Raw genomic sequence first — 15,078 nt, 5'->3', positions numbered from 1 at the left:
CACAGTGAAACAAGGAGACGTGAAATGACCACGCACGCCGTTGCAATCCTGCAAGTGACCAACCCCGACAGCCTCGCCCAGTACCGGGACAAGGCCGCAGATGCGCTCGCCAAACACGGAGGGTCAGTGGTGCAGGCTTCGGCGGATCTGAAACAGATCGACGGAACCGCAGCCGCGCCGACGGTCATGGCGGTCCTGCAATTTCCCGATCGCGATGCCGCCGATGCCTGGATCAACGATCCCGATCTCGCCGACGTCCACGCGCTGCGGCGCAACAGCGGCAATTCGGACATTTACGTGCTCTGATCCCGGGCCCATCGCTTCGGATTTTCGCGGGCGCCGCCAACAATTGGTGCCCGCGTCAGGCCTCCTGATCCCGCCCTCACACGCCATCTGCGCAATTTTGTTTTGAAAAGACGCTAAATTAAGTTACTTTTGCTAACGTTGATAGGGCAACCATCCCGAAAAGCATACTTAACTTGATTGTGAGCGGCGCGCATGGCCTTGCATTCCATTGAATTCAGCAACCTCGCAGAATTTGACGCCTTGGCGCAGTCCATCGCGGCGCGGCTCAACTGTCAGGCCAGCCTGATCAGCGTGATCCATGACGACGCACTCTTTGCGCTGGGGCACTCGATGCCCGCCACGGCCGTCGCGAACCGGTCACTGCCCATGAGCGATACGGTCTGCGCCCGCACGATGGAGGCGGGGCATCCGCTGCGCATCGCAGACGTGATGGGCGATCCGCAATTCGCACGCCTACCGGCGGTCAAGGCGCTGGGCATCGGCTCTTATATCGGCGTGCCGCTGCGTCTGGAATCGGGCTCCGTGGTGGGCGCGCTCTGCGCCGTGTCGTCGGAACCACGGATCTGGCAGGATGCAGAGGAACAGTACCTCATAGCGGTCTCCGATCTGGCTGAAAGCAAGATAGAACGCCACGTGCTGCGCTATGAACAAAAGGCGCTCAGCGCCGCATTGGCCGAAAACGACGCGATTCTCAGCACACTGGCCGAACTTCAGGGCCGCGCCATGACCGTGCACAACAGCGATTGTGAACTGGTCTTTGCGAACGCCACCATGCGTGCCGATCTGGGCCTCAGCTATCAGGAATTGCTGGCCTTGCCCTGTGCGGCACAGCGCATCGTCGACAAAGGGCGCTGCGGCGGCGAGATCACGCTCCACCTGCCGGGCCGGGCCGAACATGTGCTGCATGTGGACATCGCACGCGAGAAAGACGGGCTGACATTGGCCGAATGGCGGCGATAGGGCGGCGCTGCGTCGAAATCACCCGGTCTTTTCCGCGACTTCACCCTTTCGCTTTATTGACCCTGCCGGATGGCGGGCGTAAACCCATGTCCAGTCAATCTTGCCACTTGACCTGGCGCGCCAGTGCCCGCGCCAAGAAAAGGAGCCCATCGTGGAAGAGATGTTGCGGGAGTATCTCCCCATTCTCGTGTTTCTGGCCGTCGCCATCGGCCTCGGTCTGGTCCTGCTGCTCGCAGCTGTCGTGATCGCCGTTCGCAACCCTGACCCGGAAAAAGTGTCCGCCTACGAATGCGGGTTCAACGCATTTGACGATGCGCGGATGAAGTTCGATGTCCGGTTCTACCTGGTGTCGATCCTCTTCATCATCTTCGATCTGGAAATCGCCTTTCTGTTCCCCTGGGCCGTCGCGTTCAAGGACATCAGCATGGTGGGCTTCTGGTCGATGATGGTCTTCCTCGGGGTCCTGACCATCGGCTTTGCCTATGAATGGAAGAAAGGGGCGCTGGAATGGCAATGACGGACACCTCCGGTCCCGCCTATGCAGGCGGCGACAAGGATCACGCGACCCAGGCGCTCAACGCCGAATTGCAGGACAAGGGGTTCCTGCTCACGTCCACGGACGACCTGATCAACTGGGCGCGCACCGGCTCGCTGCACTGGATGACCTTTGGTCTGGCCTGCTGCGCGGTCGAGATGATGCACACCTCCATGCCGCGCTACGACCTCGAACGGTTCGGCACAGCCCCCCGCGCTTCCCCGCGCCAATCCGACCTGATGATCGTCGCGGGCACGCTGACCAACAAGATGGCGCCCGCCCTGCGCAAGGTCTACGACCAGATGCCCGAGCCACGGTACGTGATCTCCATGGGCTCTTGCGCCAATGGCGGCGGCTACTACCACTACAGCTACTCCGTCGTGCGCGGCTGTGACCGGATCGTGCCCGTAGACGTCTACGTCCCCGGCTGCCCACCCACAGCCGAGGCGCTGCTTTACGGCATCATGCAGCTGCAGCGCAAAATGCGCCGCACCGGCACCATCGTACGCTAAGAGGACGCCATGACCGAAGCCCTGAACGAACTTGGCACCTATATCGAAGCCAAGCGCCCGGACTGCGTGTTGGCCTGGGACGTCACCCACGCAGAGCTGAACATCGACGTGGCCCCCGCCAATATCGTGGGCTTCGTCGACTTCCTGACCAGCGATTCCAGCTGCCGTTTCTCCACCCTCGTGGACATCACCGCCGTGGACTATCCCGGCCGGGCAAAACGGTTCGACGTCGTCTACCACTTCCTGTCGATGTACCAGAACCACCGCATCCGCCTGCGCCTGTCGATCCGCGAGGATGAAATGGTGCCCTCGATCGTGGACGTGCACCCGTCGTCCAACTGGTTCGAACGCGAGGTGTTCGACATGTTCGGCATCCTGTTCTCGGGCCACCCGGACCTGCGCCGCATCCTCACCGACTACGGCTTCCGCGGCCACCCGCTGCGCAAGGACTTCCCTACCACCGGCTATACCGAAGTCCGCTATGATGAGGTCGAAAAACGCGTGGTCTACGAACCCGTCAGCCTCGTGCAGGAATACCGCCAGTTCGACTTCATGTCGCCCTGGGAAGGGGCCGAATACATCCTGCCCGGCGACGAGAAAAAAGAAGCGGAGGCGAAGTAGTGGACATGCTCTGGTGGCTCTTGATCGCCGCGGCCAGCATCATCCCGATGTTCAAGCTGCTGCCCCATTTCGGGCTCAACCAATACTGGGCCGTGTTCTGCATCCTGCCCGTGGGTACCATCGTGCTGCTCTGGGTCATGGCGATGAAGTTGCAAGAGCTGGAGAAGCGGTGATGTGGTTTGAACTGATCGATACTGCGATTGCGGCTGCTGGCTTGGGGGTGGCGACGATCCCACTTTTTAAAAAAAACCTGCTGAGGTGCCGATTGGCACCGATTGAGGAGATGGACACATGATGGACGGCTCCAAATTCGACGACGCCCTCACGGGCGAACAGAAAATCCGCAACTTCAACATCAATTTCGGCCCGCAACACCCTGCGGCGCACGGGGTTCTTCGGCTTGTGCTCGAACTCGACGGCGAGGTCGTGGAACGCTGCGACCCGCATATCGGCCTCCTGCACCGCGGCACCGAAAAGCTGATGGAAAGCCGGACGTACCTGCAAAACCTGCCCTATTTCGACCGGCTCGATTACGTGGCCCCGATGAACCAGGAACACGCCTGGTGTCTGGCCATCGAAAAGCTCACCGGCGTCGAGGTGCCGCGCCGCGCGTCCCTGATCCGCGTGCTCTATTCCGAGATCGGGCGCGTGCTCAACCACCTGCTGAACGTCACGACACAGGCCCTCGACGTGGGCGCGCTGACACCGCCGCTCTGGGGCTTTGAAGAGCGTGAAAAGCTGATGATCTTCTACGAACGGGCTTGCGGCGCGCGTCTGCACGCGGCCTATTTCCGGCCCGGCGGGGTGCATCAGGATCTGCCCGACGACCTGATCGACGACATCGAGCAATGGGCGCATGAATTCCCCGACCTGCTCAGCGATATTGACGGGCTGCTGACCGAAAACCGCATCTTCAAACAGCGCAATGTCGATATCGGCGTCGTGACCGAAGAAGAGATCCAGCAATATGGTTTCTCCGGTGTGATGGTGCGCGGCTCCGGCCTCGCCTGGGACCTGCGCCGCGCGCAACCCTATGAATGCTATGACGAATTCGACTTCCAGATCCCGGTGGGCAAGAATGGCGACTGCTACGACCGCTACCTCTGCCGCATGGAAGAGATGCGCCAGTCGGTGTCGATCATCAAACAGGCCATCGCCAAGCTGCGCGAAGCCACCGGCGACGTGCTGGCGCGTGGCAAGATCACGCCGCCTTCGCGCACCGACATGAAAACGTCGATGGAATCGCTGATCCACCACTTCAAGCTCTACACCGAAGGCTTCCACGTCCCCGAGGGCGAGGTCTATTGCGCGGTCGAGGCCCCCAAGGGCGAGTTCGGCGTCTATCTCGTCGCGGACGGGTCCAACAAACCCTACCGTTGCAAGATCCGCGCACCGGGGTTCTTGCACCTGCAAGCGATGGACCACATCTCGACCGGCCACCAACTGGCCGACGTCGCCGCGATCATCGGCACGATGGACGTGGTGTTCGGGGAAATCGACCGCTGATCCGCTCTTTCATCTTGCCAAATAAACTCCCGCCGGAGGCTCCCGCAGTCTCCACGCTGATCAAGGGAAGACTTTAATGCTCCGCCGTCTCCACCCAGACCAACCCGACACTTTCGCCTTCACCCCGGCCAATCAGGCCTGGGCCGAGGCGCAGATCACCAAATACCCCGAGGGCCGTCAGGCCTCTGCGATCATCCCGCTTTTGTGGCGTGCGCAGGAACAGGAGGGGTGGCTGACCCGTCCGGCGATTGAACATGTGTCGGACATGTTGGGGATGGCCTATATCCGGGGTCTCGAAGTCGCTTCGTTCTACTTCATGTTCCAGTTGCAACCCGTTGGATCCGTTGCACATATTCAGGTTTGCGGCACCACGTCCTGCATGATCTGCGGCGCCGAGGATCTCGTGGCCGTCTGCAAGGACAAGATCGCCACGAAACCGCATCAGCTGTCGGACGACGGCAAGTTTTCCTGGGAAGAGGTCGAGTGCCTCGGCTCCTGCGCCAACGCGCCCATGGCGCAGATCGGCAAGGATTATTACGAGGATCTGACGGCGGCGCGCATGGGCGAGATTATCGATGAGCTGGCTGCCGGCCAGGTGCCCACGCCGGGCCCTCAAAACGGGCGCTATGCGGCCGAGCCTCTCAGCGGTCTGACCTCGCTCAAGGATTTCGACAGCGGCCACACCAAGTACAACGCCTCTGTCCAGCTGGCGACGGATATCGGCGACACGGTCAAGCGGATCGACGGCACCGAAGTGCCGCTGCTCGCCCCGTGGGGCAAGGCCAACGCCTCTCCCGAGCCGAGCAATGCCAATGACGCGCCTGCATCTGCGCCCGTGTCCAAGGCCCCGCCCAAAGAGGCGAAGTCGAAGGCCAAGCCCAAGCGCTCGGCCCCTCCGGCCGAAGAAAAGGTTGAGGCAAAACAGACGGATACGGCTGTCCCCGCGGGGACAAAGCCCGCATTGCTGACCGAGGCCCGCGCCGGTGGCGCCGATGATCTGAAGATGATCAAGGGCATCGGGCCGGGTCTGGAAAAGGAATTGAACGCGGCGGGCGTCTACCATTTCGACCAACTCGCGTCCTGGACGCCAGAGGAAGTTGCCTGGGCTGATCAGCACCTCGTGCGCTTCAAGGGGCGGGTCAGCCGTGACAATTGGGTCACGCAGGCGCAGGCTCTGGCCAGCGGGACCGAGACAGAATTCTCCCAACGTGCGAAAAAAGACGGTATCTATAAAGAGTAATAACCTCAAAACGGGAGAGGGATACCGATGGACAATAAACAGGGATCGATCAGCTGCGCACTCGGATGCTGGCTGGTTGCGGTGCTGGGCGGCGTGTTGGCCGCAGTGCTGTTGTGGGTTCTGGGCGGCTGGACATTCATGCAGGGCGTCTTCGCCGCTGTGGTGGTCGCGGCTGTGGCAGGGCTGCTGTTGAGCTGGATCATGTGCCGTCCGCTGCCTGCGGCGGGCACGGCGTCCGTTGGTGACAAGGACGACGCGACAGCGCGGGCGGATGCCTCGCGTGCCGCGGCAGAGGCGCGATCGGCAGAGGCGGCCGAAGCAGCGGCTGCGCAACCTGCGGCGGCGGCACCCGTGGCGGCACAGGCCCCCAAAGCAGAGAAGCCGACACCGAAAGCCGCCGAAGCAAAGGCCGAAACGCCTGCGGCACCTGCCGTGACCGCGTCCAAGCCGCTGGCCGGACAGGAAGAGCTGGCTGCGCGCAAGGGCGAGTGGAAATACGAAGGCGAGGCCGCAGAGCCCAAGGCCGAAGCGCCGAAAGCCAAGCCAAAGGCAAAAGCCAAACCCAAAGCCAAGGCCAAGGAGACCGCGCCCGCCGCAGCGGAAGGCGCGGGCACCAAGCCCGAGACGCTGGCCGCGGCCCGCGAGGGTGGGCCCGACAACCTCAAGCAGATCAAGGGCGTTGGTCCCAAGCTCGAGGCGCTGCTGCACTCGATGGGCTTTTACCACTTTGACCAGGTTGCCTCGTGGGGCGCGGACGAGGTGGCGTGGGTCGATCAGAACCTCGAAGGGTTCAAGGGCCGCGTGACCCGTGACGAATGGGTGGCACAGGCCAAGATCCTCGCCGAAGGCGGCACCACCGAATTTTCGAGCAAGGTCAAGAAAGGCGGCGTTTACTGACGCATGGCGGACCAGCTTGATCCAAAACTGGCCCGGCAGGGCCGTGTTGCGGCCCTCGTGATTGCGGGGGCCGCTTTGTTATCCATATTTTCACCGGTGATCGTGACCGGCCTGGGCCTGCCGCGCCGGTTCGAGATACTTTTGCTGCTTTTCGCACTGGCTGCGTTCATTTGGGCACTGGTGGTGGCCATCAGGATTTGGCAAAAGAGCCGGGACAACTGACGACCTGCGCGCGCAAGGTCAATTTGGCAAAGGAACATGTCGATGCTGGCTGACAAGGATCGTATCTTTACCAACATCTATGGGATGCACGACCGCACGCTCAAGGGCGCGCAGGCGCGTGGGCATTGGGACGGCACCGGCAACCTGATCAAGAAGGGCCGCGACTGGATCGTTCAGGAGATGAAGGACAGCGGGCTGCGCGGACGTGGCGGCGCGGGCTTTCCCACCGGTCTCAAGTGGTCGTTCATGCCCAAGGAAAGCGACGGACGCCCGAGCTATCTGGTTGTGAACGCAGACGAATCCGAGCCGGGCACCTGCAAGGACCGCGAGATCATGCGCCACGATCCGCACACGCTGATCGAAGGGTGCCTGATTGCCAGCTTCGCGATGAATGCCAACGCCTGCTATATCTATATCCGCGGCGAATACATCCGCGAGAAGGAAGCGCTGCAAGCCGCGATTGACGAGGCCTATGACGCAGGTCTGGTGGGCAAGAACGCCGCCGGGTCGGGCTGGGATTTCGAGATTTACCTGCACCACGGGGCAGGGGCCTATATCTGCGGTGAGGAAACCGCATTGCTGGAATCGCTTGAGGGCAAGAAGGGGATGCCGCGGATGAAGCCGCCATTCCCGGCGGGTGCGGGCCTTTATGGCTGCCCCACCACAGTGAACAACGTTGAGTCCATCGCCGTTGTGCCGACGATCCTGCGCCGGGGGGCCTCGTGGTTCTCGGGCTTTGGCCGTCCGAACAATGCGGGGACGAAGTTGTTTGCCATTTCGGGCCATGTGAACAACCCGTGTGTCGTTGAGGAAGAGATGTCGATCAGTTTCGAAGAGCTGATCGAAAAGCATTGCGGCGGCATTCGCGGCGGTTGGGACAACCTCAAGGCCGTGATCCCCGGTGGATCGTCCGTTCCCTGCGTGCGCGGGGAAAAGATGAAAGACGCCATCATGGACTTCGACTATCTGCGGAATGATTTGCAGTCGGGTCTGGGCACGGCGGCGGTGATCGTGATGGATCAGAGCACCGATATCATCAAGGCGATCTGGCGCTTGTCCAAGTTCTACAAGCACGAGTCCTGTGGTCAGTGCACGCCTTGCCGCGAAGGCACGGGCTGGATGATGCGCGTGATGGACCGTCTGGTGAAGGGCGAGGCGGAGGTCGAGGAGATCGACATGCTGCTGGACGTGACCAAGCAGGTTGAGGGGCACACGATCTGTGCGCTGGGGGACGCGGCGGCATGGCCGATCCAGGGGCTGATCCGGAACTTCCGGGATGAGATCGAGGACCGGATTGCGGGCAAGCGGATCGCGGCGGAGTAATGTTACCCCGGCCGCTCAACAGCCGACCGAACGGCGGAATGTGCGGCACGTGTGGGCATCGGAATACCGCCAGTTTCGGCACGATGATGTGCGAAAAGTGCGGAAGCGACATAGACACAACGCACCACCCGGAAGATGAAATTCATCTGGGGTCAACTGCGACCGGGGGTGGGCCGTCAAAGGTTGTAATGATCGCGCTGATTGCGATTTTGCTGGTCTTGCTTGCAAAGAATTACCTTTGATTTCCGATGCCCCTCGCTGAATTCAACATAGGCACGCTGAAATACGACTGGGAAGATCCGCGCGTCGCGGATTTTCGGGACAACCTTGACCGGGTTTACGATATCGCGCGGCGCAGTCCCGGCTATGTCTGGCACATGGAAAACGAGGATATGGAGGCGGCACAGCTTGAAGCGGGCGGGCCGCTTGGGGGCAATCCACGCACGGCGTCCACCTTGTCCGTCTGGGCGGATGTCGACAGTTTCCGGCATTTCGTGTTTCAAACGGTGCACAAGCAGTTCTATGACCGCAAGGCGGAGTGGTACGATCTGGACCAACAGGGCACGCGCCTGGTGATGTGGTGGGTGGCCGAGGGGCACATCCCCACGGTCGGGGAGGCGATGGAACGCTTCCATCATCTTGAAAACCATGGCAATACGGATCACGCCTTTGGGTGGGACCACGTCCGCCCGTAAGTTTGTGTGCCGTGGAGGAGAAGACCGGTGACCAAGATCCTAGCCCGCCCTTTGACGGATATGCGCCCTGCGTTTTTGACGGGCCTTTTGCTGGTGGCGGCGCTGTTGCTGACCGCCTGCGTGGAGCGACGCGCGGACCGGATCGCCTTTGACGGGGTGTTTTTCCGGTCGACGGCCAAGAAGGTCGACAAGCAGCGGGACCAGATCGAGGTGACGGTGTCGCCGGTGTCGGCGTCGCTGGAGGGTGCGCGCGAGGCGGGGCGTTTCGAGGCGATCCGCTACTGTATCGAGAACTTTGGCACGTCGAATATCGATTGGATCAACGGCCCCGATGCCGAGGATGGCACGCTGAACATTTCGGGTGACAAGCTGCTGTTGCGCGGCACCTGTGCACCCGAGTGATCACAGCACAAGAAATGGCGACAATTTGCGTGCTAACGGGTTGTGTCAGCGCCTGTTATTGCATAGCACGACTATGCTTTCCCACCTTGCGTTGATCTGACGCGACATGTGGAGAAATAAAGATGCGCGCAATGACTATGGCCCTGATTTTCTGCCTCACTGCCGGGGGTGCCCTGGCGAAACCGCATTTGCGGGATGTGCCCGAGATTGACGGCACGATCCTTGCGGTGGGGATTGCCGACGAGATTCGCAAGAACTGTCCTGCGATCTCGGCGCGGATGGTGCAGGCCTATCGCACGGTGACCGGGTTGAAGGCGCGGGCGCGTGACATGGGGTATTCCGACGCTGAAATTGACGCCTACCGCAAGTCCGATGCGGAGAAGGCGCGGCTGAAGCGTGCGCGCGATGCCTATTTGCGGCAGGGTGGTGTGGCGGCGGGCCAGACGGCCAGCTATTGCGACCTGGGCCGTGTTGAGATTGAAAAAGGCAGCCAGATCGGCGCCCTATTGAGGATGAACTGACGTATGAGCAACCTCCGCAAAGTCATCATCGACGGGAACGAAGTTGAGGTCGACGGGGCGATGACCCTGATCCAGGCCTGCGAAGAGGCGGGGATCGAGATCCCGCGTTTCTGTTATCACGAGCGTCTGTCGATTGCGGGGAATTGCCGGATGTGTCTGGTCGAGGTTGTGGGCGGTCCGCCCAAGCCTGCGGCGTCCTGCGCGATGCAGGTCAAGGACTTGCGCCCCGGCCCCGAGGGCCAGCCGCCGGTCGTGAAAACCAACAGCCCCATGGTCAAGAAGGCCCGCGAGGGGGTGATGGAGTTTCTGCTGATCAACCACCCGCTGGATTGCCCGATCTGCGATCAGGGGGGCGAGTGCGACTTGCAGGATCAGGCGATGGCCTACGGGGTCGATTTCAGCCGGTTCCGCGAGGCCAAGCGCGCGACGGATGATCTGGATCTCGGCCCGCTGGTCGAGACACACATGACGCGCTGCATTTCCTGCACCCGTTGTGTGCGGTTCACCACCGAAGTTGCGGGCATCACGCAGATGGGCCAGACAGGCCGTGGTGAGGATGCGGAGATCACGTCCTATCTGGGCGAAACGCTCGAATCGAACCTGCAGGGCAACATCATTGATCTGTGCCCGGTGGGCGCGCTGGTGTCGAAGCCCTATGCGTTCACCGCACGCCCTTGGGAGCTGACCAAGACCGAGAGCGTGGACGTCATGGACGCGCTGGGATCGTCGATCCGCGTGGACACCAAGGGCCGCGAAGTGATGCGCTTTTTGCCGCTGAACCACGATGGCACCAATGAGGAATGGATTTCGGACAAGACGCGCTTTGTCTGGGACGGGCTGCGCCGACAGCGTCTGGACAAGCCCTATATCCGCGAGAATGGCAAACTGCGCCCCGCCACATGGCCCGAAGCCTTGGGCAAGGCCGCAGAGGCGATCAAGGGGGCCAGCAAACTGGCGGGCCTCGTGGGTGATCTGGCGCCGGTCGAGGCGACATTCGCGCTGAAACAGTTGATCGAAGGACAGGGCGGTACCGTCGAGTGCCGCACAGATGGCGCGAAACTGCCCAGTGGCAACCGCGCGGCCTATGTTGGCACCGCCACGATCGAAGACATTGATGATGCCCAGGCGATCATGCTGATCGGCACCAACCCACGCATTGAGGCGCCCGTGCTGAACGCGCGCATCCGCAAGGCGTGGGCGCGGGGTGCCAGCGTTGGCGTGATCGGTGAAATGGTCGATCTGACCTATGAGGCGAACCACATCGGCACGGAACCTGCCGTGATGACCGAACTGCTCAAGCGCGATCACAGCGCGGTGCAGGACAAGCCGTCGGTCATCATCGTGGGTCAGGGTGCGTTGACGCGCGGCGACGGTGCGGCGGTTCTGGCCGCAGCACAAGCGCTGGCGGAAAGCACGAAATCGGGCCTCTTGGTGCTGCACACGGCGGCGGCGCGCGTGGGCGCGATGGATGTGGGGGCCACGAACCCCGATGCCATGGCCGCAGTGGACGGGGCCGACGTGATCTATAACCTCGGCGCGGACGAGATCGAAATCGCGGACGGCGCGTTCGTGATCTATCAGGGCAGCCACGGGGATCGTGGGGCGCACCGCGCCGACGTGATCCTGCCCGGTGCCGCCTATACCGAAGAGCCGGGCCTGTTCGTGAACACCGAAGGGCGGCCGCAACTGGCGGCGCGCGCCAGCTTTGCCCCCGGAGAGGCCAAGGAAAACTGGGCCATTCTGCGCGCTTTGTCGGGCGAGATGGATGCGAAACTGCCCTATGACAGCATCGGCGCGCTGCGTCAGGCGATTGTGGCGGCGCATCCACATCTGGGTGACATCGACGTGGTGGCCGAAAACAGCGGCGAGACGCTGGAGATGGGCACGATGGAGGGTGGCACGCTGACCTCGAACATCGCCGATTTCTACCTGACCAACCCGATTGCACGGGCCAGCCAGTTGATGGCGGAACTGAGCGCCAACGCGAAGGCGCGCAAGACCGAGGCGATGGCTGCCGAATGAAGGCCGCGTGGCTCATAAGCTGCGTGCCTTTGGCCGCCTGTGACCCGGTCCCCACGGCCGAGCAGTTCATCCCCGATTATCGCGGGGTGGAAACGACGCTGCTGGCGGATGATCTGGTACAGTTCAACGTGTCCATGACCAATGCGCTGAGCGCGCAGGATGTGTCGAACTATGCCGAATGTGCCGCCGCCGGATATACGCTGATCCGGGGCTGGGGCTTTGCGCGTCATTTGCGCACAAATGTGGACGAAGAGGCTGGCGTGTGGACGGCGGATGCTGTTTACACCATCTCGCCAGCCCTGCCGCGGGGGATCAAGACAATCGACGCCGAAGTCGTGTCTGCATCCTGTGCGGAGAAGGGAATACCGACGGTGTGAGGACTGATGGCTGACTTTTTCTCAAATAGCCCGTTGGGCATCGGATTGCTGATCGTGGGTCAGGTCCTGTTGGTGGTTGTGCCGCTTTTGGTGGCGCTGGCGTTCCTGATGTATGCGGACCGCAAGATCTGGGCCGCCGTGCAGATGCGCCGTGGCCCCAACGTGGTCGGGTTCTATGGCCTGCTGCAAAGCTTCGCGGATTTCGGCAAGTACATCGTCAAGGAAGTCGTGGTACCTGCGGGTGCTGACAAGGCGGTGTTCTTCATGGCGCCGATGGTCAGCCTGGTGATGGCGCTGATTGCCTGGGCGGTGATCCCTTTCAATGACGGTTGGGTGTTGTCGGACATCAACGTGGCCATTCTCTATGTGTTCGCGGTCTCCTCGCTTGAGGTTTATGGCGTGATCATGGGCGGCTGGGCGTCGAACTCGAAATACCCGTTCCTTGGCTCGTTGCGGTCAGCGGCGCAGATGATTTCCTATGAGGTCAGCATCGGTCTGATCATCATCGGGGTGATCATTTCGACCGGGTCTATGAATTTCAGTGGCATCGTGACCGCGCAGGACGGCGATTGGGGCCTGTTCAACTGGTATTGGTTGCCGCATCTGCCGATGCTGTTCCTGTTCCTGATTTCGGCCCTGGCCGAGACGAACCGCCCGCCTTTTGACTTGCCGGAGGCCGAATCCGAGCTGGTGGCGGGCTATCAGGTGGAATATTCGTCCACGCCCTTCTTGCTGTTCATGATCGGCGAGCTGGTGGCTGTGGTGCTGATGTGCGCGCTGGTGTCGCTCTTGTTCTTTGGGGGCTGGTTGTCGCCGGTGCCGTTCCTGCCCGATGGGGTGCTGTGGATGGTACTGAAGATGCTGTTCGTCTTCTTCATCTTCTCGATGGTGAAAGCGATCACGCCCCGCTACCGCTATGACCAGCTGATGCGGATTGGGTGGAAGGTGTTCCTGCCGTTCTCGCTCTTCTGGGTGGTGTTCGTGGCCTTTGCGGCCAAGTTCGAATGGTTCTGGGGCGTCTATGCCCGCTGGCCGATGGGAGGATAATCCATGACGCAGATCGACTATGGACGCGCCGCGAAGTACTTCCTGTTGCAGGATTTCTATGTGGGTTTCAAACTGGGGCTGAAGCATTTCTTCCGCCCCAAGGCGACGGTGAATTACCCGCATGAAAAGGGGCCTTTGTCGCCCCGGTTCCGTGGCGAACACGCGCTGCGCCGCTATCCCAATGGCGAAGAACGCTGCATTGCGTGCAAGCTGTGCGAGGCCGTGTGCCCGGCGCAGGCGATCACCATTGATGCTGAGCCCCGTGAGGATGGCAGCCGCCGCACCACGCGCTATGACATCGACATGACCAAGTGCATCTATTGCGGGTTCTGTCAGGAGGCATGCCCGGTGGACGCCATTGTCGAGGGTCCGAATTTCGAATTCAGCACCGAGACGCGTGAAGAGCTGTACTATGACAAGGACAAGCTCTTGGCCAATGGTGAGCGTTGGGAAGCGGAGATCGCGCGCAACCTCGAACTGGATGCGCCCTACAGATGAGCCTTGATGAACCCACATATGCGCGCGGCAAAGAGCTGTCGGAGCAGGTGAACCCCGGCATGGAGGAGGCCCTGGCCGCCCGCTATGACGCGCTGGTGCCTGGTCTGTCGCGCATGGTGGTCGAGGTGCCTTATGGCACGTTCTATGCGCGCGGTGTGGTCGACGAAAAGACCCGGCTGCTGGCCACGGTCGCGGCGCTGACGGCGCAGGGCGGACAGACGCGTCCGCAGCTGAAGGTCAACATCGCAAGTGCCCGCGCGGTGGGCGCGAGCCGTGAGGAGATTTGCGAGATCATCTATCAGATGACGCTCTATGGTGGGTTTCCGGCCATGATCAACGGCATGAACGCCGCAATCGAAGTGTTCGAGGCCGAAGATGACTGACGCGCCGAACCCCTTTGCCGCGCTGATGGCGCAGATGCAGGAGATGGCAAAGGCCATGCCGCAGATGGCGGCGTTTGACCCGGCCAAGGGCTTTGACGCCAAGGCGATGGAGGCCCTGTGGCCGACCATGCCCAAAGAGGTGATGGAGACGTGGTTCGGCAATGCGCTGAACGAAAACGGGCTGGATGCCAAGACGCGGCTGCTGATCACCCTTGCCGGGCTGACCATGCAGGGCGCGCAGGCCGACAGTGCCGTGCGCCAGACGGTGCGCCACGCCCGCGAGGCTGGTGCCACCGATCAACAGATTACCGAGACATTGGGCATGATGGCGATGTTCGCCGGTGTGCCCGCCATGACCCGGGCCATGGAACTGGCCCAAGAGGTGATGGACGACGACAAGGACAAGACATGACTGTATTTGCCTTTTATCTCTTTGCGATTGCAGTGATCACCGGTGGCCTGTTCACGGTGATCAGCCGCAACCCGGTGCACTCGGTCCTGTGGCTGATCCTTGCGTTCCTCAGTTCGGCGGGCTTGTTCGTCCTGCTGGGCGCGGAATTTGTCGCGATGCTTTTGATCATTGTCTATGTGGGCGCGGTCGCCGTGCTGTTCCTGTTTGTGGTGATGATGCTGGACGTCGATTTTGCCGAGCTCAAGGCGGAGATGGCGCGGTATATGCCGCTGGCGTTGCTGATTGGTCTGGTGATCCTGATGCAATTCGTGCTGGCATTTGGCGCCTGGGAAAGCAACGCCGCTGCCGAAGGGCTTCGTGCACAGGTCACCCCGGTGGACCGTCACAACACCGAGGCCCTCGGCCTGATCCTCTATGACCAATATTTCCTCCTGTTCCAGCTGTCCGGCCTGATCCTGCTGGTTGCGATGGTGGGGGCCATTGTCCTGACCCTGCGCCACCGCGTCGACGTCAAGCGCCAGGATGTGCTGGCTCAGATGTACCGCGATCCGGCCAAGGCGATGGAACTGAAGGACGTCAAACCGGGGCAGGGGCTGTAA

General features: G+C 61.6%; 22 protein-coding genes. All 22 read left to right on the top strand.

Going from position 1 to position 15,078, the window contains the following annotated elements:
• The first annotated feature begins 24 nt into the window (after positions 1–24).
• The 22 genes from Q0949_RS07755 to Q0949_RS07650 all read left to right on the top strand — a co-directional run bounded on the left by Q0949_RS07755 (position 25) and on the right by Q0949_RS07650 (position 15,078).
• Positions 25–306 (top strand): DUF1330 domain-containing protein, encoded by a 282-nt coding sequence (locus tag Q0949_RS07755; RefSeq protein ID WP_299370238.1) that lies wholly within the window; start codon positions 25–27, stop codon positions 304–306.
• A 192-nt stretch (positions 307–498) separates the two neighbouring features.
• Positions 499–1,266, top strand: a complete 768-nt coding sequence (locus Q0949_RS07750) for a GAF domain-containing protein (RefSeq protein ID WP_299370236.1) — start codon at positions 499–501, stop codon at positions 1,264–1,266.
• A 151-nt stretch (positions 1,267–1,417) separates the two neighbouring features.
• Positions 1,418–1,783, top strand: a complete 366-nt coding sequence (locus tag Q0949_RS07745; protein WP_299370234.1) for an NADH-quinone oxidoreductase subunit A — start codon at positions 1,418–1,420, stop codon at positions 1,781–1,783.
• Positions 1,780–2,313 (top strand): NADH-quinone oxidoreductase subunit B, encoded by a 534-nt coding sequence (locus Q0949_RS07740; protein WP_299370846.1) that lies wholly within the window; start codon positions 1,780–1,782, stop codon positions 2,311–2,313. Before Q0949_RS07745 ends, Q0949_RS07740 begins: the two co-directional genes overlap by 4 nt.
• A gap of 9 nt (positions 2,314–2,322) precedes the next feature.
• Complete coding sequence (locus Q0949_RS07735; protein WP_299370232.1) at positions 2,323–2,934, top strand: NADH-quinone oxidoreductase subunit C; 612 nt, start codon at positions 2,323–2,325, stop codon at positions 2,932–2,934.
• A 5-nt stretch (positions 2,935–2,939) separates the two neighbouring features.
• A complete protein-coding gene (locus Q0949_RS07730) occupies positions 2,940–3,107 on the top strand; it encodes a hypothetical protein (protein WP_299370863.1) in 168 nt (55 codons plus the stop codon).
• On the top strand, positions 3,107–3,229 hold the full coding sequence (locus Q0949_RS07725) for a hypothetical protein (RefSeq protein ID WP_299370230.1): 123 nt from the start codon (positions 3,107–3,109) through the stop codon (positions 3,227–3,229). Before Q0949_RS07730 ends, Q0949_RS07725 begins: the two co-directional genes overlap by 1 nt.
• Positions 3,229–4,440, top strand: coding sequence for an NADH-quinone oxidoreductase subunit D (locus Q0949_RS07720; RefSeq protein ID WP_299370845.1), 1,212 nt, complete (start codon positions 3,229–3,231; stop codon positions 4,438–4,440). The genes Q0949_RS07725 and Q0949_RS07720 overlap by 1 nt, the downstream gene beginning before the upstream one ends.
• 76 nt (positions 4,441–4,516) lie before the next feature.
• Positions 4,517–5,680, top strand: a complete 1,164-nt coding sequence (locus Q0949_RS07715) for an NADH-quinone oxidoreductase subunit E (RefSeq protein WP_299370228.1) — start codon at positions 4,517–4,519, stop codon at positions 5,678–5,680.
• Between the two features lie 27 nt (positions 5,681–5,707).
• On the top strand, positions 5,708–6,577 hold the full coding sequence (locus tag Q0949_RS07710; RefSeq protein WP_299370226.1) for an endonuclease: 870 nt from the start codon (positions 5,708–5,710) through the stop codon (positions 6,575–6,577).
• A gap of 3 nt (positions 6,578–6,580) precedes the next feature.
• Positions 6,581–6,799 (top strand): DUF5337 family protein, encoded by a 219-nt coding sequence (locus Q0949_RS07705; protein WP_299370224.1) that lies wholly within the window; start codon positions 6,581–6,583, stop codon positions 6,797–6,799.
• A 42-nt stretch (positions 6,800–6,841) separates the two neighbouring features.
• On the top strand, positions 6,842–8,122 hold the full coding sequence (gene nuoF, locus Q0949_RS07700; protein WP_299370222.1) for an NADH-quinone oxidoreductase subunit NuoF: 1,281 nt from the start codon (positions 6,842–6,844) through the stop codon (positions 8,120–8,122).
• Between the two features lie 248 nt (positions 8,123–8,370).
• Positions 8,371–8,817 (top strand): DUF3291 domain-containing protein, encoded by a 447-nt coding sequence (locus Q0949_RS07695; RefSeq protein WP_299370220.1) that lies wholly within the window; start codon positions 8,371–8,373, stop codon positions 8,815–8,817.
• 27 nt (positions 8,818–8,844) lie between these two features.
• Complete coding sequence (locus Q0949_RS07690) at positions 8,845–9,219, top strand: hypothetical protein (protein ID WP_299370218.1); 375 nt, start codon at positions 8,845–8,847, stop codon at positions 9,217–9,219.
• A gap of 131 nt (positions 9,220–9,350) precedes the next feature.
• Positions 9,351–9,740: a DUF5333 domain-containing protein gene (locus Q0949_RS07685; protein WP_299370216.1), complete on the top strand. Its 390-nt coding sequence runs from the start codon at positions 9,351–9,353 to the stop codon at positions 9,738–9,740.
• Between the two features lie 3 nt (positions 9,741–9,743).
• Entirely contained in the window at positions 9,744–11,762 is a 2,019-nt protein-coding gene (gene nuoG, locus Q0949_RS07680; protein WP_299370214.1) for an NADH-quinone oxidoreductase subunit NuoG, read from the top strand.
• Complete coding sequence (locus Q0949_RS07675) at positions 11,759–12,139, top strand: hypothetical protein (RefSeq protein ID WP_299370212.1); 381 nt, start codon at positions 11,759–11,761, stop codon at positions 12,137–12,139. Before nuoG ends, Q0949_RS07675 begins: the two co-directional genes overlap by 4 nt.
• A 6-nt stretch (positions 12,140–12,145) precedes the next feature.
• On the top strand, positions 12,146–13,186 hold the full coding sequence (nuoH, locus tag Q0949_RS07670) for an NADH-quinone oxidoreductase subunit NuoH (RefSeq protein WP_299370210.1): 1,041 nt from the start codon (positions 12,146–12,148) through the stop codon (positions 13,184–13,186).
• 3 nt (positions 13,187–13,189) lie between these two features.
• On the top strand, positions 13,190–13,684 hold the full coding sequence (nuoI, locus tag Q0949_RS07665; RefSeq protein ID WP_299140578.1) for an NADH-quinone oxidoreductase subunit NuoI: 495 nt from the start codon (positions 13,190–13,192) through the stop codon (positions 13,682–13,684).
• Positions 13,681–14,067: a carboxymuconolactone decarboxylase family protein gene (locus tag Q0949_RS07660; RefSeq protein ID WP_299140580.1), complete on the top strand. Its 387-nt coding sequence runs from the start codon at positions 13,681–13,683 to the stop codon at positions 14,065–14,067. Before nuoI ends, Q0949_RS07660 begins: the two co-directional genes overlap by 4 nt.
• A complete protein-coding gene (locus Q0949_RS07655) occupies positions 14,060–14,479 on the top strand; it encodes a carboxymuconolactone decarboxylase family protein (protein WP_299370208.1) in 420 nt (139 codons plus the stop codon). The genes Q0949_RS07660 and Q0949_RS07655 overlap by 8 nt, the downstream gene beginning before the upstream one ends.
• Positions 14,476–15,078, top strand: coding sequence for an NADH-quinone oxidoreductase subunit J (locus tag Q0949_RS07650; RefSeq protein WP_299370206.1), 603 nt, complete (start codon positions 14,476–14,478; stop codon positions 15,076–15,078). Before Q0949_RS07655 ends, Q0949_RS07650 begins: the two co-directional genes overlap by 4 nt.

The organism is uncultured Tateyamaria sp., from assembly GCF_947487805.1.
Classification (GTDB): Bacteria; Pseudomonadota; Alphaproteobacteria; order Rhodobacterales; family Rhodobacteraceae; genus Tateyamaria.
This window is presented reverse-complemented; position numbering and strand designations above follow the sequence as displayed.